This window comes from Brevibacillus sp. BD137 (assembly GCF_041644655.1).
GTDB classification, from domain to species: domain Bacteria; phylum Bacillota; class Bacilli; order Brevibacillales; family Brevibacillaceae; genus Brevibacillus; species Brevibacillus brevis_D.
In genome coordinates this window covers 103,792-124,796 of sequence record NZ_JAOTNO010000011.1, presented here as the reverse complement: position 1 = coordinate 124,796, position 21,005 = coordinate 103,792, and the positions used below count along the sequence as shown (strand labels likewise).

The 21,005-nt window shown below is 44.8% G+C and carries 25 protein-coding genes, 1 pseudogene, 1 riboswitch and 1 other annotated feature; of the genes and pseudogenes, 8 read left to right on the top strand and 18 right to left on the bottom strand.

What is annotated here, in order from left to right:
* Positions 1-2: 2 nt before the first annotated feature.
* From liaF to ODZ53_RS21750, 4 genes are all read right to left on the bottom strand, one after another.
* Positions 3-893, bottom strand: coding sequence for a cell wall-active antibiotics response protein LiaF (liaF, locus tag ODZ53_RS21765; protein ID WP_087342583.1), 891 nt, complete (start codon positions 891-893; stop codon positions 3-5).
* Between the two features lie 14 nt (positions 894-907).
* Positions 908-1,486: a class I SAM-dependent methyltransferase gene (locus tag ODZ53_RS21760; RefSeq protein WP_372679969.1), complete on the bottom strand. Its 579-nt coding sequence runs from the start codon at positions 1,484-1,486 to the stop codon at positions 908-910.
* Between the two features lie 94 nt (positions 1,487-1,580).
* Complete coding sequence (locus tag ODZ53_RS21755) at positions 1,581-2,276, bottom strand: PspA/IM30 family protein (protein ID WP_372679967.1); 696 nt, start codon at positions 2,274-2,276, stop codon at positions 1,581-1,583.
* 64 nt (positions 2,277-2,340) lie between these two features.
* Positions 2,341-2,745 (bottom strand): LiaF transmembrane domain-containing protein, encoded by a 405-nt coding sequence (locus ODZ53_RS21750; protein WP_012684734.1) that lies wholly within the window; start codon positions 2,743-2,745, stop codon positions 2,341-2,343.
* A gap of 319 nt (positions 2,746-3,064) precedes the next feature.
* Positions 3,065-3,204, top strand: a riboswitch (cyclic di-AMP (ydaO/yuaA leader).
* Positions 3,205-3,208: 4 nt separating this feature from the next.
* Between ODZ53_RS21750 and ODZ53_RS21745 the strand changes: the two genes are divergently transcribed.
* The 3 genes from ODZ53_RS21745 to ODZ53_RS21735 all read left to right on the top strand — a co-directional run bounded on the left by ODZ53_RS21745 (position 3,209) and on the right by ODZ53_RS21735 (position 6,050).
* Positions 3,209-3,730, top strand: a complete 522-nt coding sequence (locus ODZ53_RS21745; RefSeq protein ID WP_012684733.1) for a C40 family peptidase — start codon at positions 3,209-3,211, stop codon at positions 3,728-3,730.
* 214 nt (positions 3,731-3,944) lie between these two features.
* Entirely contained in the window at positions 3,945-4,664 is a 720-nt protein-coding gene (locus ODZ53_RS21740; protein WP_012684732.1) for a response regulator transcription factor, read from the top strand.
* Entirely contained in the window at positions 4,665-6,050 is a 1,386-nt protein-coding gene (locus tag ODZ53_RS21735; protein WP_372679964.1) for a sensor histidine kinase, read from the top strand.
* 191 nt (positions 6,051-6,241) lie between these two features.
* On the opposite strand, the gene ODZ53_RS21730 is transcribed toward ODZ53_RS21735, so the two are convergent.
* The 3 genes from ODZ53_RS21730 to ODZ53_RS21720 all read right to left on the bottom strand — a co-directional run bounded on the left by ODZ53_RS21730 (position 6,242) and on the right by ODZ53_RS21720 (position 8,923).
* Positions 6,242-7,582, bottom strand: coding sequence for a cytochrome P450 (locus tag ODZ53_RS21730; protein WP_372679962.1), 1,341 nt, complete (start codon positions 7,580-7,582; stop codon positions 6,242-6,244).
* A gap of 110 nt (positions 7,583-7,692) precedes the next feature.
* Positions 7,693-8,256, bottom strand: a complete 564-nt coding sequence (locus tag ODZ53_RS21725; protein WP_372679960.1) for a biotin transporter BioY — start codon at positions 8,254-8,256, stop codon at positions 7,693-7,695.
* A 94-nt stretch (positions 8,257-8,350) separates the two neighbouring features.
* The gene (locus tag ODZ53_RS21720) at positions 8,351-8,923 is read right to left on the bottom strand and encodes a hypothetical protein (RefSeq protein WP_199927527.1); all 573 of its coding nucleotides are present in this window, start codon (positions 8,921-8,923) and stop codon (positions 8,351-8,353) included.
* A gap of 97 nt (positions 8,924-9,020) precedes the next feature.
* Between ODZ53_RS21720 and ODZ53_RS21715 the strand changes: the two genes are divergently transcribed.
* Complete coding sequence (locus tag ODZ53_RS21715; RefSeq protein ID WP_242466647.1) at positions 9,021-9,386, top strand: hypothetical protein; 366 nt, start codon at positions 9,021-9,023, stop codon at positions 9,384-9,386.
* A gap of 117 nt (positions 9,387-9,503) precedes the next feature.
* Here ODZ53_RS21715 and yhfH read toward each other — a convergent pair whose 3' ends face one another.
* Complete coding sequence (gene yhfH / locus ODZ53_RS21710; protein WP_012684726.1) at positions 9,504-9,665, bottom strand: protein YhfH; 162 nt, start codon at positions 9,663-9,665, stop codon at positions 9,504-9,506.
* Positions 9,666-9,846: 181 nt separating this feature from the next.
* Entirely contained in the window at positions 9,847-11,094 is a 1,248-nt protein-coding gene (gene ilvA, locus ODZ53_RS21705) for a threonine ammonia-lyase IlvA (protein WP_173605797.1), read from the bottom strand.
* A gap of 98 nt (positions 11,095-11,192) precedes the next feature.
* Positions 11,193-11,452, bottom strand: a binding site (T-box leader).
* A 136-nt stretch (positions 11,453-11,588) separates the two neighbouring features.
* On the opposite strand from ilvA, the gene ODZ53_RS21700 reads away from it, so the two are divergent.
* The gene (locus ODZ53_RS21700) at positions 11,589-12,926 is read left to right on the top strand and encodes an eCIS core domain-containing protein (protein ID WP_372679957.1); all 1,338 of its coding nucleotides are present in this window, start codon (positions 11,589-11,591) and stop codon (positions 12,924-12,926) included.
* Between the two features lie 95 nt (positions 12,927-13,021).
* Here ODZ53_RS21700 and ODZ53_RS21695 read toward each other — a convergent pair whose 3' ends face one another.
* Positions 13,022-13,363, bottom strand: coding sequence for a hypothetical protein (locus tag ODZ53_RS21695; RefSeq protein ID WP_007721585.1), 342 nt, complete (start codon positions 13,361-13,363; stop codon positions 13,022-13,024).
* A gap of 172 nt (positions 13,364-13,535) precedes the next feature.
* Here ODZ53_RS21695 and rlmD point away from each other — a divergent pair, with 172 nt between their 5' ends.
* Positions 13,536-14,918, top strand: a complete 1,383-nt coding sequence (gene rlmD / locus ODZ53_RS21690; RefSeq protein ID WP_372679955.1) for a 23S rRNA (uracil(1939)-C(5))-methyltransferase RlmD — start codon at positions 13,536-13,538, stop codon at positions 14,916-14,918.
* A 152-nt stretch (positions 14,919-15,070) separates the two neighbouring features.
* Here the strand turns inward: rlmD and ODZ53_RS29425 are convergent, their stop codons facing one another.
* The 4 genes from ODZ53_RS29425 to ODZ53_RS21670 form a co-directional block, all read right to left on the bottom strand.
* Complete coding sequence (locus tag ODZ53_RS29425; protein ID WP_483862221.1) at positions 15,071-15,178, bottom strand: hypothetical protein; 108 nt, start codon at positions 15,176-15,178, stop codon at positions 15,071-15,073.
* The gene (locus ODZ53_RS21685; RefSeq protein ID WP_372679953.1) at positions 15,175-15,444 is read right to left on the bottom strand and encodes a hypothetical protein; all 270 of its coding nucleotides are present in this window, start codon (positions 15,442-15,444) and stop codon (positions 15,175-15,177) included. The genes ODZ53_RS29425 and ODZ53_RS21685 overlap by 4 nt, the downstream gene beginning before the upstream one ends.
* A gap of 166 nt (positions 15,445-15,610) precedes the next feature.
* Positions 15,611-16,021 carry a YjdF family protein gene (locus ODZ53_RS21680; RefSeq protein WP_372679951.1) on the bottom strand — a complete coding sequence of 137 codons (411 nt, stop codon included), beginning with the start codon at positions 16,019-16,021 and terminating at the stop codon, positions 15,611-15,613.
* A 499-nt stretch (positions 16,022-16,520) separates the two neighbouring features.
* Positions 16,521-17,051: a GNAT family N-acetyltransferase gene (locus ODZ53_RS21670; protein WP_372679949.1), complete on the bottom strand. Its 531-nt coding sequence runs from the start codon at positions 17,049-17,051 to the stop codon at positions 16,521-16,523.
* A gap of 264 nt (positions 17,052-17,315) precedes the next feature.
* Between ODZ53_RS21670 and ODZ53_RS21665 the strand changes: the two are divergent.
* Positions 17,316-17,597: pseudogene (locus ODZ53_RS21665) on the top strand (hypothetical protein); the annotation flags it as partial.
* Positions 17,598-17,653: 56 nt separating this feature from the next.
* On the top strand, positions 17,654-18,223 hold the full coding sequence (locus tag ODZ53_RS21660) for an SF0329 family protein (RefSeq protein WP_372679947.1): 570 nt from the start codon (positions 17,654-17,656) through the stop codon (positions 18,221-18,223).
* Between the two features lie 81 nt (positions 18,224-18,304).
* Here ODZ53_RS21660 and ODZ53_RS21655 read toward each other — a convergent pair whose 3' ends face one another.
* The 4 genes from ODZ53_RS21655 to ODZ53_RS21640 form a co-directional block, all read right to left on the bottom strand.
* Positions 18,305-18,886, bottom strand: a complete 582-nt coding sequence (locus ODZ53_RS21655) for a type 1 glutamine amidotransferase family protein (protein ID WP_372679945.1) — start codon at positions 18,884-18,886, stop codon at positions 18,305-18,307.
* Positions 18,887-18,992: 106 nt separating this feature from the next.
* Positions 18,993-19,325 carry an AzlD domain-containing protein gene (locus ODZ53_RS21650; protein ID WP_173605791.1) on the bottom strand — a complete coding sequence of 111 codons (333 nt, stop codon included), beginning with the start codon at positions 19,323-19,325 and terminating at the stop codon, positions 18,993-18,995.
* Positions 19,316-20,050 carry an AzlC family ABC transporter permease gene (locus tag ODZ53_RS21645; RefSeq protein ID WP_372679943.1) on the bottom strand — a complete coding sequence of 245 codons (735 nt, stop codon included), beginning with the start codon at positions 20,048-20,050 and terminating at the stop codon, positions 19,316-19,318. Before ODZ53_RS21645 ends, ODZ53_RS21650 begins: the two co-directional genes overlap by 10 nt.
* An 82-nt stretch (positions 20,051-20,132) precedes the next feature.
* Complete coding sequence (locus tag ODZ53_RS21640) at positions 20,133-20,942, bottom strand: TrmB family transcriptional regulator (protein ID WP_012684714.1); 810 nt, start codon at positions 20,940-20,942, stop codon at positions 20,133-20,135.
* Positions 20,943-21,005: the final 63 nt, after the last annotated feature.

Sequence of the window (21,005 nt, the reverse complement as noted above, 5' to 3'; positions counted from 1 at the left end):
TCCTAGATGTACTTGACTTTTATATCGCCGACAAGCAGCGAGATATGCAAGTTTACTTTTTGCAATGCTTCATCATACTGATCAGAACGAATCTTAACACTGCGATTGATACCTCCCTGCCGGTGGCTTAGCACCTCCAGGTCACCAATACTCAAGCCTGCCGTTACCGATACAGGAAGATCGATAGGCACATAAATCGTCACATCGCCTACCCAGCCCTCTACGACAAGAAACGCCTCATCCCGCATCAACACTGCGCGAGAAAGATCAATCACAACATCCCCGATTCCATGCCAGACATGCAAGTAACTCAGTTCAAAACGCCCGGAAGTCAGGTGATAATCCCCAATCAGAGAACTGCGGGAATCTTTTGGCAACATGTCGTCAGGTGATGAAGACATTTTTTCGTGATGAGGAATTTTGCCACCAACATGCTTCCATTTGTTCCAGTTGTCTTGCCAAGGGCGTTCCGCTGTTGAAACGTTCACGTCATTCGGGACACTCGCATCACTAGTCAAAATCGTCTCCGCAGCAGATGGGGTCCCACTCTCTCCCAATGGTTGATTCACATGGCGATCTCGTCTGCTGTTCTTGCCCCGAATCAACTGAAAGCCGAAATAAATAAACACGATTGGTACTGCAATCTGGAACAAATCATCAATCCCGACACCAAACCACATGTCCGTCGCGATGATGGTCCCCAGAGAGAATAGAATCCCTCCGCCAATCCGATTTTTATTCCCCCACAAACGAAGTCCAAAATAAATAAGCACCATCGGCCACAAATCAAACAGACCGAACGATATGATGCCCAAACTGTCTAATAAAAGACCGATTCCCGTAAAAATAATCAGGACACCAGCCAACATTTTGTGTAAACGGGACAGTTTCACAAAAGTCTCCTCTCTCACGCCCCACGCTGATCGTTTTCACTTTGTCCATTACGACATGTATAGATGAATGCAGGCGGAATGTTCAACAGGGTAAAGTCGATCTTGACCCAGGGAAAACGATCCTGCAACTCAGCTTGGAGTTGTAGCGAATATTGGAATGTAATAAATAGGCCCCCTGGCTTCAGTACAGATTGAACTTCGTCCAGAATTGCTGCCCGCTGCTCTTGTGGAAAATTGGCGAATGGCAGACCTGAGATAATGACATCTGCACCTGCAAGGTCCTGCTCCTCCAAGTAAGACCTAAGTTTAGTCGCTTCCTCCCTGATAGGAAGATCGGGAAAACGTGATTGAAGCATAGAGCGAAATTGGGAATCTCGTTCCACGAGCACGTACTGTGTGCCGGGATGCAAGCGCTGATAGATCGTTTGGGTAAATGCCCCTGTACCAGGTCCCAGCTCCAGGATCACATCGGTTGAAGCCCAATCGACGCTTTTCAACATTTGCTCACATAAAAAACGAGAGCTGGGGATGATACTACCGACGCGTCCAGGCTCAGCGATAAACCGCCGCAAAAAGACCAAGAAGTCCTGCAAGAATCGTACCTCCTAGGGGAAAAGCAGCCTGATGTACACAGGCTGCCGAATTGACACAATCTATTCTACACCTTGTCCCCCAGTTCCTGTTGAATTAGGATTGTACTGGTTTGGCTACCGGTGTTTTTACTTCATTAATGGATGCTTTGATGCTGGCAAGTTCTGCATCGATATCATCCTTTTCCAGCTCAGACAAAGCGTTTTCCCAAGCGCGGTTCGTTTGGCGCCATTGCCCGCTCATTTGCGCTTCTGCTTCCATGCGCATGACTTTCTCTTCCATGCGAGCGAAGCCACGGCCTGCGGACTGATTGCCGATACCGACAACTGCTTGATTGACTTGCTTTTGTGTACGAGCTACTTGTGCACGTGCCATCAGTGTGAACTTTTTCGCACGCATTTTATAGAACTCTTCCTTCAGCTCAGCCAGCTTCTCGCGCATTTGCGTAGCTGACTCGGATGCTGACAGGTAGAGAGTTTCATATTCCGCTGCACGGCCTTCGTACTGCTTCTTGTCAGCGAGTGCTCGACGAGCCAACTCGTCTTCTCCTTCAGTCAGGGCGAGCTTAACTTGGCGATCACGTTTTTCAATCAGAGCATTGGCTTCGTCCAATTGCTGACGGAATTTCTTTTCCAGAGCAACCTGACGGGCAACCGCTACTTCAACTTGTCCGATTTCTACTTCCATGTCACGCATATATTGATTCAGCATTACTACCGGATCTTCCATCGAATCCAATGCATCATTTACCGAAGCTACTGTCAGGTCACGCAAACGTTTAAAGATACTCATTATTTTTTCCTCCTCATCATATCACATCATATTGTTCATCCAAAAGACTCTTGCGACATTGGCGTTACTGTGGGCGTCTTCTTACATCTCTCTCCCAAGTGTCCAGCGTATCTTCCTTTAATACTTTTTGGGCCCATTCACGCTCCCAAGCAGGTGGCGCTTGTTTAGGTTCTTGGCTGGGACGCAGTAAGCGATATCCCAGATAAATCACCCCAATGGCCAGAAGCGCGTGAAACAGTAGGTCAAGCTTGCCAATCAACATCAGGAACCCGAATAGGAAGACCAGGATTCCCCAAAATCGTGAACCGGTTTGTCCCATGATCTTTTTGGCACCGTATATCATGATCACGCCGGGAATGATAAACCCGAGCAAGTCTCCGATATCGATACCCACCAGATCGAGAAGAACCAACCCACCGACTAGCAGCAGAACCAGCCCGAGTAGTACTTTGCCAGACCGTTCGCTCATTACTCGCTTACCTCCATTCGTTTTGCATGTGGTGCTTGTGGAACGTTATGCCCTTATTGTAGCCCTCGGTATAGGCTTCCCATAACGGGCGTGCGGTTGGTTTTTCCCTCCGTCCTTGGACGGAGACATTTTCCTGCCTTAATCGGACGAGCTCTCCAGCAAGGCAGGAATAAACCCACGTCGAAAGGCGGCTTGCACTGTCGAACGAAAACGTTACAGCATTTGACGCTATCTTTGTGACGAATATGTGAATGAACAGATAAAAAGAAGGAAAAAAAGGACTGGCGTAGAATCTTCGTAAGAGTGCGTGTAAAAAAACATCGAAAAATAGCCGAATTCCGCTTAGCGGAAACGGGGGAACCACGTTTTTGGGGTGAATGGTTGCTACTCCTAGCAGCCTAGGGCGTCCTTTCGACCGAACCCTTCAGCTAACCTCGTAGGCTCACGAAGGGAGCAGTTTCTTTTGCGCAAGATGGTTTTATCTTTATTTATGGCTGGATTACTTGCTATGGGGGCAGGCGCTGCACAGGCTGCTGAGGAGAATACTCTCCATGAAGTTGTCAGTGACTTGTACGGTACCCCTTACAAATCTTCCGGCTCGTCCAAAAAGGGCTTTGACTGCTCCGGTTTCACACGCTACGTATTTGATGCGTTAGGTGTAGACCTGCCTCACAATTCTGCTTCCCAGTACGAATTAGGTACAGAGGTAGACAGAAAAGATTTGCAGCCAGGCGATCTCGTATTCTTCAATACAAACGGTCGCAGCATTTCTCACGTGGGTATCTACATCGGAGACGGCACATTCGTGCACTCGGAATCTGGTCGTGGAGTCGTCAACACCAAGTTGAACGATCCATACTACTGGAGCAAGCGTTATGTAGGCGCCAAGCGTCTCAGTGCTCCTGTTCTAGCGAAAGCAGAAACTCCGAATAAGGAAAAAGCGGTGCAAGCTGCATCGTTGCCGGAAAAACCAGCTAAAAAATAGTCATTCGGCAAAATAATAAAAGCCAGGGACACTACGTCTCTGGCTTTTTCTGACGAAATTTAGTACCTGGTCTAAAGAGGTACCCTCACATATTAGAACAACTTAATAACTTACGGGGTTTCTTCCCCTGATAGGGTCAAAGCATGTTATGATAGACAAGACCCATTCTTTGAATGGTATTCCTTATTAATAGAAGTAACTGGGGGTTGTTCCGGTGAAAGATCACATTTTAATTGTCGATGACAATCTGGAGATTATTGAACTGCTAGAAGACATTTTGGAGAACGAGGGCTTCAGCGTTTCCTCTGCTGAAAGCGGAGAAGATGCACTCTCGTTGCTCAGCCAAGGTGAGCGTCCCAACCTGATCCTTTTGGATATTATGATGCCCAACATGAGTGGCTACGAGCTCTGCTCTCAAATTCGCCGTGAGTGGGATTTGCCTATACTGTTTCTCAGTGCAAAAGGAAAAGCGGTAGATAAGGTAGTCGGCTTTGAAATCGGCGCAGACGATTACATCACGAAGCCTTTTGATACGGAAGAGCTGCTCGCTCGCATTCGTGCCCACCTTCGTCGCTATGAGCGCATTCGAAAGCATACCGAAGAGCAGCCTGAGAAGGAAACAGCTTCTTCTCCGATTACGGTTTTGAAATTCAAGGACTTGGAAATTCATAAAGAAACGTATTCCGTATATGTATGTAACCAAAAGATCGAGCTCTCTACCAAAGAATTTCAACTACTCACCTTCCTCGCAGAAAATGCGGGCATCGTCTTTACAAGAGAACAAATTTATGACCGTGTTTGGGGATATGGTTATGGCTCGCTCAATACAGTGACGGTCCATATTAAAAACCTCCGTGAGAAGCTGGAAACGGAACGTCAATTCATTAAAACACAATGGGGGACAGGCTACGTATTTATCGGGGAGAAGCTTTAAATGAGCTTGCGCAATAAAATTTTTCTCTCCTTCATTGCCTTGCTCACACTCAACATTTTGTTGTTTAAATTTGTTTTTCAAGACATTATTGTCGCTCAACTCAAAAATGACCGGCATGATCAGTACCAAGCTGAGAAGGAAGCCGCAGAGAAGGTCATGCTCAATCAACTGCTTCTCGTCAGTAATTTCAAGGACCCAATCGAACGCATGGAGCTTGAGAAGCAGTTGCCAGACGACGTGATGTACCGCATGCTCGTGAAGGATGCCAATGGAAACACCATCTACAGCAAAACATCAAGCGCCTATAATTTAAAAATGCCTTCCCCCTCCTCATCAAGCCGTGGCGATTCTGCTAAGCAAAATGACCTCAAAGTGGTCGCTGAGTACCATTTTCAGCAGGAGCCACCGCGTACAGGGGAGATTGTTGTTTATTTCTACACGGATGATTACGACATGATGGCTACGACAGGGGTTTCCATGATGCTTTGGTTTATTTACGGAAGCATTAGTCTGGTAGGATTGGTTCTGCTCGCTTTGTTCGTTCGCTGGATACTACGGCCAGTTAACGAATTATCGCGCGTCACCCAAGAAATCCAGGAAGGGAAGCGGCTGGTCACATTTACGTATCGATCACATGATGAATTTGGGCAACTCTTTCGATATTTCGGGGAAATGGTGGATGAGCTTCGCTTAGCGGAAGAAAGACAGGCTGAAATGATTGCTTCGATTGCCCACGACTTCCGTACACCTCTCACCACGATCAAAGGTTATGCCTCATACATCGGCTCTGGTCGCGTGACGGATATGACCAAAATACAGAAACAGATGGGCAAGATCGAGCTAAAAACGACGGACTTGGAAAAGCTGCTGGATGAGCTGCAGGACTTCACCACACAAAGCTCTGAAGTTCGACTCAGTATTAACCGTATTCATGTCAAAAGCTTCTTGCGAGGAATCATTGAGGACTATTTGCCAAGAATCAAAGAGGCAGGTCTCACGTTTCAATGGAAGCTGCGAATCTCCAATGAACTACACATCGAAGCGGATGAGACTAAGCTGCGCCGTGTCATGGAAAATTTGTTGAACAACGCCATTCACTACAACAAACCGGATGGCTCCATTTACCTTACTTGTGATCAGCGAGAAGGACATGTCCTTTTTACTGTAATCGACAAAGGAGAAGGAATCGCCGCTGAAGACTTGACGAAGATTTTCACCAAGTTTTATCGGGCGGAAAAATCACGAAATCGCAATAGTGGCGGTACAGGCTTAGGCTTAACGATTTGTAAGAGCATCGTCCGGCTTCACGGCGGAGATCTAATGGTAAACAGCGAATTGGGAATGGGAAGCAGTTTTTCCTTCACCATCCCCTTCTTCCACGGGTAGCTTTCTCAAGCTACCCTTACTTTATATAGATTTATTCTCAGTTAATTATTTCTTTATATTTTACTTGTAAAATCATTTTTGTAAGCATGTTGCTTTCAGTGATAAATAACCCCCAGTTCGGTATCTGACACAATCGGCGAAACCGTAGTGATAAGATGCCTCTTTTTTTGTCTCCTGCTTCCATTTTTTTCCTACCTCTTTTCCAAACGCATCGGCAGTCCGTTCTTGGGACGCAAGGTGACCAATGGTTCGGGCTCCACTACCTGGTTCGGTTCAGCCAGTCGTAATCGATATCGCTGTGCAATCGTCGCCAGTAACAAAGCTGCCTCCATCAAAGCAAAGTTATTCCCAATACAAACACGCGGCCCGCCGCCAAACGGGAAATAAGCATAGGCTGGATTTCTTTTTAAGAGGTCGCTGTCAAAACGCTCTGGAATGAATTCTTCAGCCTGCTCATAGTAGCGTGGGTCACGGTGCATGACATATTGGCTCATCATCAGTGTTTCCCCAGGCTTGTACGTGTGACCGCCGATCTCAACCTCATCTACCACTTCCCGGTTAATCGTCCAAGCCGCAGGATAGAGCCTCAGCGTTTCCTGTACAATGAGATTCGTATACTTCAGCTGCGGAAGGTCTTCGACTGTCGGCAGCTTTTCACACAACACGGTCGACAGCTCGTCATGCAGCTTTTTCTCCACCTCGGGATGAGTAGCCAGCAAATAGAAAATCCACGACATGGTATTCGCAGTCGTCTCATGGCCAGCTACAAAAATGGTCATGACCTCGTCGCGCACCTGCTCGTCTGTCATTCCCTCCCCATCATCTTCATCACGCGCTGCCAAAAGCATCCCCAACAAGTCCTTGTGCTCTTCTCCTTCGCTATTACGCCGCGCTTCGATCAAGGAGTAGATCGTTTTGTCCAGTAGCTCACTCGACTCCAGGAACTCCCGATTGCTTTTGGTAGGTACGGACAACGGAATGTCGATAAACGAGGAGCCTTTGTTTGCCACATATTTCAAACCGACATCGATGGCATGTCCAATCTGATCGGCACCTTCCTTGACGGTTTTGCCAAACATCGTCTCCGTAATGATCGCAAGCGTTACTTTCATCATGTCCGAGTGAATATCGCGCAGCTCCCCGGTTTTCCAATCCGACATGAGATCAACTGCTTGCCGGACCATCACGTCTCCGTAGGTGGCGATACGATCTCGATGAAAAGCTGGCTGCATAAGCCGCCGTTGTCGCAAATGCTTTTTTCCTTCACTGGTAAGAATTCCATCTCCTACAACAGCTCGCGCAACCTGTAGTCCTTTCCCTTTTCGAAAATGCGCCTGTTTGCTGACCAAAACCTCTTTGATGTGATCCGGATTCGTTAACAGATAAATATGGCGGGAAGGACCGAAGCGAAAATGGACGACTTCTCCATGCTCTTCTGCCGCGTCGCGGATGAACTGAAGCGGCGATCGGCGAAATGCCATCAAGTTCCCTGAGATTGGAAGACCTTTTGGGCCAGTGGTCGTGATATTCATGCGTCTCCTCCTTTTTACATGCAAAATCCTACCGATAGTATCTGGCACGTTAAGGAGATTATGCGAAAAAAAACCACCCGAACTTCGGATGGCTGACGAAATCATTTTGTTTATCGTGTAACAGGCTGATCTGTACGCAACAGACGAGAAGCAATCAGTCGCTCGCGTACCTTAATACCAATCAGAGAAGCCAGAACAGCTTTGACAACCCCTACAATGAGGAAAGGCGTTACACCAAAAGCGACAGCTTTATCCCATGGAATGTCCATGACGTATTTGAGCTGTACAGCACCAAAAGCGAGTGTGACAAACATGCCAATGATATTGGCGATGATGGCGTTTTTCAAGGTGAATCTTGTTTTCTCCAAGTAGAGCCCAGTCACATAAGCGGTTGCAATAAACCCAAATATGTACCCGCCGGATTTTCCAACCAATATTTGCAATCCGCCTTTTGCCTCGCTGAATACAGGCAATCCGACTGCACCGAGCAAAACATAAATAACCAAAGCAAGTGTCCCGTATCGTTTTCCCAAAATCGTCGCCGTCAGCCCTACCGCTAACGTCTGCGCGGTAATCGGAATCAACGGCAAAGGAATCGTCACCTGCGACAATACCGCAGTCATTGCAGCAAAGATGGCAGAGAGCAATAGCCATCTCAAGCGTTCGTTTCTCATGCGTACTAGCCTCCGTTTTGTTAACTAAAAATAATATAAGGTTAACAAAATAATAATACGCATCTTCCCTTTTGTAAATCCCCGTTCTGTCCGCTTACTTTTTTGCTTGTTGATTCATGTATAACTGTAGCTTTTGAAGTGACTGAACCGTATGATCGATTAATTCGTTCAAGTCATCGATGTTGCCTTCATCAATTTTCCGATGAAAGTCCAGCGTCACCTGATTGGTTATTTGCTTCGGCGGCCAATCGATTCGATGCTCTTCTAGCTTAGCCGATACTTTCTGCGTAATATACGGTCGCTGCCCCCAGATGTCATTGAGAATCGATGTGATTTCTCTCGCTTCGGCGGGCACATCTCTGTAATTCTCCATCTGCAAGAAAAAATGGATGCAAATCGTACATCCGATATGATCTGTCAATGGCTGTTCTAGCTGCTCGGCTGCAATATCAGCTAACTGAGTACGAAGCTGCATCTCAGCACGGACAGCTGTGATATGCTCATGTTGATCAGCCAGTTTGAACTCGATCTGAAACTGTCGATGGAACGTAGCCATATCCATGACATCCGAACGGTTCGTAATCGTGATTGCCCCTTCGAAGTCCCGGTCGTATACCGCACCTTCTAACACAACCCTGATATTGTCAAAAACAAGCGGATGAAACATCTCGCGCCCTCCTTTTTTCCCAGGCGTTCCGGCCCTTTCTTTTACAGTATCTAGCATGCCTGCTTTCTCCTTGTTTTGCAAGCAGACCGACTTCCCCATGGCGGCGTCTTCAGGAGAATGGTACCATGAGAGTGATCCAACCTTTGAGGTGACAGCCATGTTTTTAATCGGAATTCTAATCGTTGTTGCAATCCTTGGTGAAATTATTCATCGTTTGAATCCATGGAAAAAGCCAGAACCTGCGTATGAGGATCTCGTCGCCCAAATCAAACAGACAGACTGGTACCAGGAGCTTTCTCGTGATCAGGCATGTCGTTCCGTTCTTGACAACGATCCGCATGTCCAAGCCTACTATGCGAGTACGTATGAAGCCAAACGTCTCCTTACACAAGAAGGCTTTCAATTGGGGCTGATTGATTACGTCAAGCAGGAAGCTGCAAAGCACGCCGATAAACCGCGCTGACATGCGAAAAAGCCGTTGTTATGGAACAGCGGCTTTTTCTTTGAATCAAAAAACAGGTATACCTGCCATGGCTCATGCCCTGTGGTATACCTGCTTCATCCAGTATTTATGCTCGACTTAGCGTTTTTGATGATAGTATTTGTAAGCGTCAAAGGATGCTTGCTCTTGGCAAGGTGCGCATTCTGTTGCATACGATTCAGCTTGTTCGTGGATCATCTGACCGCAAGCAGCACAGCATTTTGCTTCGAGATTACGAAAGAAAGAAGTGATCGGCGTCATGATTAAAACCCCCCGTGTGTTATTATCTGTATTGTATTACAACAGCATCTGTTTTATAAAAGTTTGTTATAATACATTACGCCGATTTATCTTTCGCTCTCGCTCATTCTCTCTTTATTGCTCCTTTTTTCGCTGTATTCATACATTTTTGTAAATTCCGCATCTGTTGTAACACAATGGCCTAAATCAGCAGATTGAATAAATACGGATCATTCGTAATCTCTACATAGCGGATACCATGCTGCTTCATCCGACTGACTAATGGCTGATAGTCATCCTTGCACTTCATTTCAATACCAACCAGCGCCGGGCCATTTTCTTTGTTGTTCTTTTTCGTATACTCAAACCGGGTGATATCATCGTGCGGCCCCAATACTTTTTCCATGAACTCTCGCAAGGCTCCGGCACGCTGTGGGAAATTGATAACAAAATAGTGCTTCAAGCCCTCATGCAGCAGGGAGCGCTCCTTGATCTCTTGCATCCGGTCAATGTCGTTGTTTCCCCCGCTGATGACACACACTACGTTTTTCCCGGCGATTTGATCCCGGTAGTAATCGAGAGCGGCAATCGACAGGGCACCAGCAGGTTCTACGACGATGGCATTGCTGTTATACAACTCCAAAATGGTTGTGCATACCTTGCCTTCCGGGACCAGCACGATGTCATCCAGCAGCTCCTGACAAATACTCATCGTTAGCTGCCCTACTTGCTTGACGGCTGCACCATCGACAAACTTGTCAATTTCATCTAAGGTGACAACATCGTTTTGCTCCAGAGCGGCTTGCATTGAGGCTGCTCCTGCCGGCTCCACGCCAATGATCTGGGTGTTCGGGCTGATGCCTTTTACGTACGTTCCCACACCCGCTGCCAATCCACCACCGCCGATACTCATAAAGACGAAATCAGCCGGTTCCTCCATATCATTCATGATCTCCAGGCCGACTGTTCCTTGTCCAGCTACCACCAATGGATCGTCAAACGGATGAACAAAGGTCCGATCTTCCTGAATGCAATACTTCATCGCCTCTGCAAATGAATCATCGAAGGTGTCCCCGATCAATACAACCTCTACATAGGAGCCGCCAAACAGCTTGACCTGCGATATTTTTTGGCGCGGGGTGGTCGCTGGCATAAAGATCGTGCCCTTGATTTGCAAATGGTTACACGAGTAAGCTACACCCTGCGCATGATTGCCCGCACTCGCACAGACGACACCACGCTCCCGCTCCATTGTGGAAAGATTCCGCATAAAATGATAAGCACCTCGGATTTTGAAGGAACGAACGATCTGCAAGTCTTCTCTTTTCAAATATACGTTGCAGCCGTAGCGCTCAGACAGCACTTTGTTTTTTTGCAAGGGCGTCTTCTCCACTACGTCTTTTAATGCATGATTGGCTACTACGATGTCTTCCACTCTGACCGTATGCATATATATGTTCCTCCTAAATTCCTTCTCTTTTGTAATAAGGACCAGACCAAATCAAAAAGCCCCCGCCCCAACCAGCTACGCACAAATTACGCACGGCTGGCTGAGGCGAGGGCATCGCGGTACCACTCAGCTTCTCTGTCTTCCTCACGAAAAACAGACTTTGGCAGTTCACTATGAAACTCCCGTCCGATAACGAGGACGAATTCGTTGTCCTATACTCACTGGCTACACAAGCTGATTTTCCAGGACAATGCTCCAAGGTGATTTTCAAAACAGGCTGGCGGCCATTCTTTCAGCACGGGGAACGGCTCTCTGCACGCTGCTTTCTGTTTCTACTCTTCCTTTTCAACGCTCATAGATACGAACTATTCGAATTAGTTAAACATTCTACGCCGAAACCCACTAGTTGTCAATCTTCTTGTTATTTTTTGCAGGAATATAATCACAAAATTCCGAATAGATAGGTCACAAGTATTCGATCGGAGGCGACTTTTTTGAGAAGCTACAGCCACGGGCATAATCACACTTCTCCCGAGACAACTTCCAAGCAAAAAACCGCTCCTGTACAAAAGCAAGCACACCTCCTCTCTCTAGCTTCCAGAGACGCACTCGCACCTGCACAGGTCGTGCAGCTCCAACAAAGTATAGGCAATCAAGCAGCCCTACAATTGCTTCGGAAAAAAGTGATTCAGCCTAAGAAAAATGAAACAGGCATGCCCGATGTGCTAAAATCTGGCTTGGAAAGGCTTTCTGGCATGGATTTGTCTGCTGTAAACGTACACTATCAGTCGGATAAACCGAAGCAGATCGGGGCGTTGGCCTACGCTCTAGGCACGGATATTCATTTGGCTCCGGGTCAGGAGCATCATCTTCCCCATGAAGGCTGGCATGTTGTCCAACAAATGCAGGGACGTGTGAAACCTACGCTGCACATGCAAGATGTAGGTGTTTCCGTTGCAACTGTTTCACCGCCAGTCAGCAAACCGATACAGGGAAAATGGGCGAAGATACCGGGTATAGCGAACAAGGTCAACCTAAAAACATTAACAGGAGAATTTTCCGCATCCGGCAAACAGCTTTACTTGCTTTCTGAAACCGGACAAAAATACGAGGAAGTTTCAAAAATAGGTGATGAACTGATCGTTAAGCCTTATGCTGAACCGGTTACTACATCCAGAATCCGTCCTTTTTATCAAAATTGGACTCCTGCCCAAACGACCAACCTGTCCATAGACAGTGGGTTTGGGCCAGTAGGTGCTATGCATAATCGTAGTGCCCCCTATCTAACATCCAAGCAAGAGGATTTTGGAGGCGCGAAACTTGGGACTACCTACAAGGATTTTATCAGGGGCTTGCGAGACGGGAGAAATACATCAAAATATGATGCTACTCTGGCGGAAGCCCTGCTCACTGAGGATATCAGCCTATTAGATTCCGACCTTCAGAAGCGAGCTGCCGCTATGTTGAGCACAACCGTTAACCTGGCGGAAGAATGGCGAAAACATGGGGCAAGCAAAATCTATCGTTCACTCTTAACGCAAATCATAGCGGGACAAGCCACTTTTGATGACTTCTTACGAGATTTTGAATTCATACAAAGCGCTGATGCGGGGCGTAAACAGGTAGCTCGTTATCAAGATTATTTCGATGAGGAAATCGACTACGATGATCTGACTGCTAGCGATCAAGCGATAATCGATCATATGTCTCCTGTCCGTGAAGATGACTTCAGTTCGGATGATGAACAACGTGAGGAAAAAAAGCTGAAATCGAAGAAACGATTATATGCAAAACGCTATCACCTAGAAGATGAGGATGATGGCTACATCTAGCTTGCGGAAAACCTGCTCCACTCACGACAAAAAAAACGGGTTCCCTTTCGAGCTAATTCACTCAAAACGGTACCCGTTTTTCTCTTCGCTACATCCTATACTGCTTCGTAAATCGCTTCGTAACGCTTGCCGATTTCTTCATCAGTCAAACCAGCTTCACGCAGACGGCCAATCAGTGCATTCGCCCAAATCTCAGTGCGCTGTGCCATTTTTGCGTATTTTTTCGCTTCCTTCACTTTGCGTTTGGAGCGATCTTCACCGTTTGACTTGAGGTTGTCGAGGATGAACAGCATGTGCATCGTATCTTCCTCGTTTAGCGTTTCCCAGCTATCGTTTAGAAACGCAGTTACCTTTTTGTAGTAGCCATCAAACTCGTCAAAAGAAATCTCAGTATCCATGTTGAGATATTCTTTCATTTTTTCAAATAGATCTTGCATCTAGCGTCACAACTCCCTCATTATTCTCCGCACTATTATAACAAAAACATAGCTGGACAGGAAGTTTCCATTATCTGTGAGGTTTTTCGAGGTACCTTCTCGCATACATGCAACGTCTCTCGTAATGCTCTATAATAGGGAAATACTGAATTGCTTGAGGAGAACGGAACAGATGACAACGCATAAAAAAGAACAAGACGCCAGCATCCGTGTCGGCCAGCAAATGACGCTCACGATTAAGAGCTTGGGCATTAATGGCGAAGGGATCGGCTATTTCAAAAGAAAAATCGTTTTCGTAGAGGGTGCCCTCCCTGGTGAGGTCGTCCATGCGGAAGTGACCGAGGCAAGAGAAAAATACGCGACCGCGCGTCTTTTACGAGTCGTTGAAAAATCAGCATCTCGCACGCAGCCCCCCTGTCCGGTCTATGCCGAGTGTGGCGGATGCAGCTTGCAGCACATGGATTATGCCGCACAGCTCGCAAGCAAGCAGGAAATCGTCATCGAGTCACTGCGCAAGTACGCCCGAATGAATCAGCCACCAGTTGCCCCTACAATTGGTATGGATAACCCGTGGTCGTATCGAAATAAAGCACAGTTTCAGGTAGGCAAGGAAAAAGGCAAGCTCATCGCTGGACTGTATCAAACAGGCAGCCACAAGCTCGTCAACTTGGAAGGCTGTCAGGTGCAGCATGAAGCGACAACGAAAATCGTCCAAACAGCGAAGCAAATCATCGAGGAGCTCGGGATTCCGATCTACGACGAGAAAAAACGGACGGGCGTCATCCGCACGATCGTAGCTCGTGTTGCTTTTGCTACGGGTGAAACGCAATTAACACTCGTAACGGCTACCCCAGAAATTCCACGGGTGAAAGAGCTGCTTTTGGAGCTCCGCACGAGATTGCCTGAGCTGGTAGGAATCGCACAAAACGTAAACACCCAAAAAACGTCACTCGTTTTCGGCGACAAGACCGTATCCTTATGGGGCAAGGCTTCCATCGCTGAAAAGCTAGGTGAGCTATCCTTCGACTTGTCGGCTCGTGCCTTCTTCCAATTGAATCCCGAGCAGACACAAAAGCTGTACAATCAGGTGAAAACGGCGGCTGGACTGACCGGAAAAGAGCTTGTGCTCGATTTGTATTGCGGGACAGGGACGATTGGCTTATGGCTCGCTCCTTATGCCCGCGAGGTACGCGGGATCGAGCTGATTCCTGAGGCTGTCGAGGATGCCAATCGCAATGCAGAGCGTAACCAAGCGGCGAATGCCAGCTTTCACGTGGGGCGTGCCGAGGTCTTGATGCCGAAATGGGCCAAGCAAGGGACTCGACCAGATGTTGTCGTAGTCGACCCGCCGCGGACTGGGCTTGATGATGCGCTGATTCGTTCCTTGTTGGATGTGCTACCGAAGAAGATTGTGTATGTGTCATGTAATCCTTCTACGCTGGCGAAGGATGTTGGGAAGCTGATGCAGCGGTATGAGCTTGTGAGTGTGCAGCCGGTGGATATGTTCCCGCATACGGCGCATGTGGAGTCAGTGACGCTCTTGACGTTGAAATAGGTGTTAAAGAAAAGGCTAAATTCCCTTGATGCAATGGGAGCTTAGCCTTTCTCATTTGAAATAGTAGGTTTCTTTTTGTAGCTTTTCGGAGGTTTTAGAAATAATTATTTTTTGAGGAATAAGTTATGTCCTCCTTTTCGTATTCCTAGTGTTTAGGATGTGATTTTTTCGATAGTATGGGCGTAAAATTGATCGGGTTTTGCTTCATTTAGAGATTGATGAGGGCGCTCCTGATTATAAAATTGGACATAACGAGCTATCTCTCTGAACTCTTAACGAACTTTATCATCAATACACCATCTTTCAGTTCGGCAGAATAACAATTTTCGTTTAGATTTTCAGTTGAATATTGATATTCGAGAATTGCATCTGCCATTTCTTGAGTGAATCTCCCCTTAAAATACGGTATATTTAGCTTAGTTCCAACTTGAAAATCTTCATCACAACAATTAATATCAATGTGTTCTATTATCGTTTTAACTGGATCGCTTAAATCAGCCCATTTTAAATTACATTGATTATTCACCACTTTCTTCCTCCTTAAAATAATCTTTTCATTTCATCAGAAGTTAAGTCAAAGGAGGTGAACCCCCTCCTTTGAGACAGTCTACAGACATAACAAAAAGAAGTGGGGCTATCACCACTAAAAAAGATGATGATAGCCCACGTACTTTAATAAAAAGCTATCCAAATTATTTACCACGATGCTTAGCTTTAGCTTTTTGAAGTCTTAATTCTCTTTTTCGTTCCTTCATTTCGTCTCTTTGCTGACGAGTGTATACTTTTTTCTCTTTTTTTCTCTTCTCATGCTCCAATCTCAAAGCCTCTTGAGCATAAGAAGAGATTCCTTTCATGCTTAGTTCGCGAGCCACTTGTCTGGCTAAACGTTTTGGATTAACCCTTCGGTCACAAGAGGTATGAATATCCACCTCCTGTGATGATTTGTTTGTGACTTCATGAATATTTTTCTGGATGAACTCCAGAATTTCATGATCCTTTGGTTCAGAACCAAAGAAATATCTGCCTGCTTTTAACTTACCGTAATCATTTTCCTCTACAACACCTACCCAAAATTGACCATCAAAGTAGACAGTCAGCTTCATAAATATTCCCCCTCAAAAGTATTACGGGTAACGATGGACATCCCGAGGGGGGAAGGTTACTGACATGGACAAAATTATGACCATGCGTTCGGACTACCAACCGAACCGTGTTTTTTCGTTCCCGTTGCAAAATTACTGGCTCATATTGTATCATTCATACCCTAAAATTTCCACGGGAACGCCGCCCTAATACACGACTTATCATATCGTCTTCATTCGTTACACCCTTTCCTTTATTTGGACAGGAAGTGTAATATCGCAAAGGCTATGTATGCAGCAACTATTATAAACATGAAATACATGCTTGCAGTCAGCACAGCGTAAAGGAAAAGGAACTCATTGAGGTCGTTTTAACACACATTCAGAATAATGAAATGCCCTTAACTCGAAAGTGGCGCAAGGGTAAGCCCTCAGCGCTCACTTTTGCGTTGTTCCAATCCGATTCACAATGCATTAGGGTAATCGAAAAAATAGTTTCTTCACCTATGCTTCCTTTAAGTTAGTATGGAAAGGTATCCTCTATTATTGTTTTGGTATTGTTCTCACAGTCTTCTCTTATCATGGCATACCCAACAGAATCAAATAATTGTCCGCCTTGTCTCCAGGATCTACGGTTATAAGATTCTTTTACAAATCCGCTATTAAAGAACGTTTTTCTCATCGCAAAATTATCATATCTGGTATGACCTTCGATTCTAATAATATGGGTGTACTTATTGAATACATAAGTACTTAACCAATGAAGGACATCCTTTGCTATTCCTTTGCCTCTAAACTTTTCTTTCAATCGCAAATCGAATAAACATATGGGATCTTCTAAATCAAAAACTCTTATTAAGCCAATTTTTGTATGATTATCCGTGATCCAAAATGTTTGGTTCCCGTTTTCGTTATAATGTCCGTTGGCTACATTTTCTCTTATAGACTCCTCAGTAGGATTCTCCTGTCCATGAAAATTCCATGTTTCTGATGTTAAAAATTCTACTAATTCATCAACCATGTTATTTTCAAACTCTACATATATGTACATCGTTCTCCCCCCTTGAATGGCTACCTTCAATTAACTGAATAATTTTCCAAAAATTCATACATCTCCATTACCCCACCATATCATATATCTGTTATCCCTACACGACGCATGTGGAAAGTGTGGCTCTTTTTGTGGACATAAATAATTGAGATTTATTGTAGCAAAGGGCCTCCCCTGCTTTTTTATCAGGTTATAATCATATTATGTATGAAACTGCCTTGATCACGTATAGAATAGCCAGACGAATCTCGGTTATATGAGTAAAAACATGATCCATATAGTCCAAGTCCGATTTATAAAGACATCCAAGCATATAATCCTTATACAAATAAAGATCATTTATCAAGCTATGATATGATAGCGAAGTACTTACCCGTCCTTCATTTGAAAAAGCTTGTCGATACAATCAGAGCTGATAGCATAGACACATACGAAGACAACATAAACTTCCAAGTGAGCAGCGAGGTTTGTGGTGGTATGCTACTTTGTGCTACTTACGGAACAATCTATGCCAATAATGAGCTAGAAGTTACGCATAATTGTTAATAAAAGAGTAACTGCCGTAAATACTGGCAGAAGGCCTTGAGAACATAGGAGGATACATGTCCTGGAGCAAATTGAAGAAACAACTGGAGAGCTTTCTCTGTCCTGCGTTAGATGGAAGGGTCGAATACCGTGCAACCGGTTACCGTTATTTACCTGATAAATCCGGAATTTGTTATATTTCCGTAGATAAGAAGAACGTTCTTACTATGAGTGATATGACTAGTTCAATCAGATGGTATCAGACGGAGCAGGAAATTAAGAATGATTCAGAAATCCAAATTCCTATCAACGATGAAGAAATGGAAGCAGTCAGAAAAGATACCAAGGGGACCGTTCCAGAGGATCGTCTAAAAGTAATTGCAAGAAATAGAAAAATATCAGAATATGCTAAGGAGCTTTTGTCAGCACAGTCATCATTAAGTAAATCAAATTTTACCGTTGTGGCTAATCAATTTTTATCTACTTCTATAGAAGAAAGCATAGAGAGCAATGATATCTTATTGAATATTCTAGCCTTGGTGGACAGAAGGGTTGGAAAAAAGAGGATTTTAAATATGTCCGAGAAGATGAAGTTAAAGCATCCAATTGTGCAGTATTTTTATGAATTACGGCTTAGTACATTATGAACCGAAGACCATGAGTTTCTGAATAAAAAAGGAAAGCACCCAAGCGTGAATGCTCTCGTGCTTTCCTATCAAATCAAACGGTTAGGAGGGAAAGTAGCCCTTTTTAAATAATTCGTACCATTGATTCAATGCATCGCCTTCCAAAACGCCTAATCTCTCCAAGATATGTCTTGAAAACTCCAATGCACCGCTTCCATTCGCAGTGATGAGATTCTCGTCCCAGATTGACTGACCCTCTACATAATGTTGATCTCCTCTGTAGTTCGGAGCCCCTTCCTTCAAATAAGCTAACGTATTGCCTGTATGTTTATGATTGTCCAAAAATCCGTGATTCCCCAGAAAAGTCGTAGCATCACAGATGGCAGCGACAGGAATATCCTTTTTCACACAATAATCAACTACTACTTTTGCGTGCTGATTCTTTTCTTCTCTCCATCCCGTTCCGCCAGGGATGATTAACATGGCGATATCCACATTCGGATTGAATTCGTTTACGCTATAATCTGGAAGGACCGTTAACCCACCCATCGAAACTTTAGGTTCCTGATCAATGGCGATTGTCTTTACACAATATCCTGTTCCTGGCTTGTTCAGCTCTGAACTGACGTAACTTGCCTCCCAATCAGCAAAACCATCCGTAATAAAAATTAACACTTCCTTCAAAGTGATTCCCTCCTTGTAACTTCATGTACAAATGAATTGTAAAACAACTTCACTGACAGTTATGGTCAGGAAAGAAAACGGAAATCACATGAACATCTTGAAGCGATCAAGCCGGAAACAAGAAACGTAATACCATCACGACAATAATCCCTGCGAGAACAGTTACCAGTAAACTACGTGTTTTTATCGCAATGAAAAAGGTGGGTATGGCTGCTAAAAGTTCAACATGATTCGTAGAAAAAGAAATATTTTCACCATTTTTAAATATCTCTTGCGCTACTAGAGCAGCCATAACAGATATCGGAACATAGCTTAACCATCGTGTTGCCCACTCTGGCAATTGAAAACGACTCAGTACCATAAGAGGAAGGACTCTAGGGATGAATGTAACAATAGCTGTACCTACAATGATCAAAAAAACATCCCATCTTACTTCCATTTTTCCATCACCATCCCTATCGTTGAAGCAAAAATTGTAGCAACAATAACTCCCATACTGCCAGACAACACTGAACTGGCTCCCACAGCAATAACAACTGCGATTATCGCAACAACCACATCACGTGCAATTTTTTTGCGACTTAACATCGAAAGTACCAGAAGTCCAATAAACATCGCTGTCAAAGCAAAATCCAAACCTAATCTTTCAGGATTTGAAATCCATTGTCCCAAAAATGCTCCGGCTATATTGGCTGCGCACCAGTTTAGATAAGCCGTTATATTTAGACCGTGCATCCATTTTTCACTAATGTAATTCTTTTTTGCAGCTTCGTTGATCGCAACACCAAACGACTCATCGGTAAGTAGAGACCCTACCAGCATGTTTCTAAGCGGAGAAAGATGTCGAAAATATGGTGCCAGGGCTGCACTAAGTAAAAGATGCCGAAGATTAACAAAGAAAATGGTAATAATAATGGTAGTAATCGAACTGCTTGCTACCATCATTCCGGCAGCGATAAATTGGGCGGAGCCAGCATAAAGAATTAAACTCATCAGGGCTATTTCAGCTATACTCAAACCCGCTGTCCTTTCGATAACACCAGCAGCAAATCCAATACTTAAATAACCGAGTAACGTAGGGACACAATCCTTTACACCTTGGCGAAAAGTATCCTTATCTCTTGAATCTGCCACCGTTTCGATTTGATCATTTGCCAGACCCATTTTATCCCTCCTTCGTCTTATTTACATTTAGGGCGTTATTGTGATAACTACTATGAAAAAGTGAAAGAAAATACGGTTCAAATTACTTGAACCGTTTTCCGGTAACCACGTGGAACAGGTCAGGATGGTTAATCCAGACAGCTTCGGCTTTCTCGGGGCCAACTTCCTTAACTAATTGCGCAAACATAATGTCGTGCCTGATGTACTCCACTGCTACTAATACAAGTGCTGGGTCTTGTGTTTTTATAGCCCATGCAGCGGTATTGGGAGCAAAATTTGCTATTAATACTTCTTCATTGTCCCGGGAGACAATGGTTAAACGACCACTCATACGTTCCTCTGCTACTTTCGGAGACATGTAATCATGATGAGTGGTTGCCCCCAACTCCGTATCGGGTGCTCCAAACAACATAGAAAATACAGGAACACCTTCTTTTACCCGCTTATCTACGTCCTGTTTAATAAAAGAAATCTGTGGTTGCCAAATCGATAACCATAGTTCTTCTCGGGCTTTGTTTATCATATCGACCATTTCTGTGATAACCAACTCATCGGTACTAATGCGTCGAACTACGTCTACTTGCTGTTCACTTTCTAATGCAGATAGATTTTTTTCAAGATAATCAAATGATTGCTCGAAGGAATTACGTAATCGCGTGATTAATTCTTTTGCTGGCAAAGGAGAGTAGGTCAAAGGTTCAGACGGTACCGTATAAACTGCTCCTTTATCTAACAATTTCCCCAATACCTCATAAATCATGGAACGCGGTACACCCGATCTTTTACTAATTTCATATCCAGTTATAGGAGACTGCTTTAAAAGCCCGATATATGCTTTGCACTCATATTGTGAGAATCCCAATTTCTGAAGCTCTTTATAGATTTCATCCAAAGAAAGCCACCACCTTTTATGCTTACCTTTAGTCTTTCGTGGTTATGATAATAACCTCTACGT

Coding starts and splice junctions, on each gene's coding strand:
- ODZ53_RS21735 (WP_372679964.1), top strand. CDS start 4,665: ATGAGCTTGCGCAATAAAATTTTTCTCTCCTTCATTGCCTTGCTCACA.
- ODZ53_RS21645 (WP_372679943.1), bottom strand. CDS start 20,050: ATGGGTCTGGCAAATGATCAAATCGAAACGGTGGCAGATTCAAGAGAT.
- ODZ53_RS21730 (WP_372679962.1), bottom strand. CDS start 7,582: ATGAATATCACGACCACTGGCCCAAAAGGTCTTCCAATCTCAGGGAAC.
- rlmD (WP_372679955.1), top strand. CDS start 13,536: ATGACAACGCATAAAAAAGAACAAGACGCCAGCATCCGTGTCGGCCAG.
- ODZ53_RS21695 (WP_007721585.1), bottom strand. CDS start 13,363: ATGCAAGATCTATTTGAAAAAATGAAAGAATATCTCAACATGGATACT.
- ODZ53_RS21725 (WP_372679960.1), bottom strand. CDS start 8,256: ATGAGAAACGAACGCTTGAGATGGCTATTGCTCTCTGCCATCTTTGCT.
- ODZ53_RS21660 (WP_372679947.1), top strand. CDS start 17,654: ATGTCCTGGAGCAAATTGAAGAAACAACTGGAGAGCTTTCTCTGTCCT.
- ODZ53_RS21715 (WP_242466647.1), top strand. CDS start 9,021: ATGGCGGCGTCTTCAGGAGAATGGTACCATGAGAGTGATCCAACCTTT.
- ilvA (WP_173605797.1), bottom strand. CDS start 11,094: ATGCATACGGTCAGAGTGGAAGACATCGTAGTAGCCAATCATGCATTA.
- ODZ53_RS21680 (WP_372679951.1), bottom strand. CDS start 16,021: ATGAAGCTGACTGTCTACTTTGATGGTCAATTTTGGGTAGGTGTTGTA.
- ODZ53_RS21720 (WP_199927527.1), bottom strand. CDS start 8,923: ATGTTTCATCCGCTTGTTTTTGACAATATCAGGGTTGTGTTAGAAGGT.
- ODZ53_RS21670 (WP_372679949.1), bottom strand. CDS start 17,051: ATGTACATATATGTAGAGTTTGAAAATAACATGGTTGATGAATTAGTA.
- ODZ53_RS21750 (WP_012684734.1), bottom strand. CDS start 2,745: ATGAGCGAACGGTCTGGCAAAGTACTACTCGGGCTGGTTCTGCTGCTA.
- ODZ53_RS21650 (WP_173605791.1), bottom strand. CDS start 19,325: ATGGAAGTAAGATGGGATGTTTTTTTGATCATTGTAGGTACAGCTATT.
- yhfH (WP_012684726.1), bottom strand. CDS start 9,665: ATGACGCCGATCACTTCTTTCTTTCGTAATCTCGAAGCAAAATGCTGT.
- ODZ53_RS21755 (WP_372679967.1), bottom strand. CDS start 2,276: ATGAGTATCTTTAAACGTTTGCGTGACCTGACAGTAGCTTCGGTAAAT.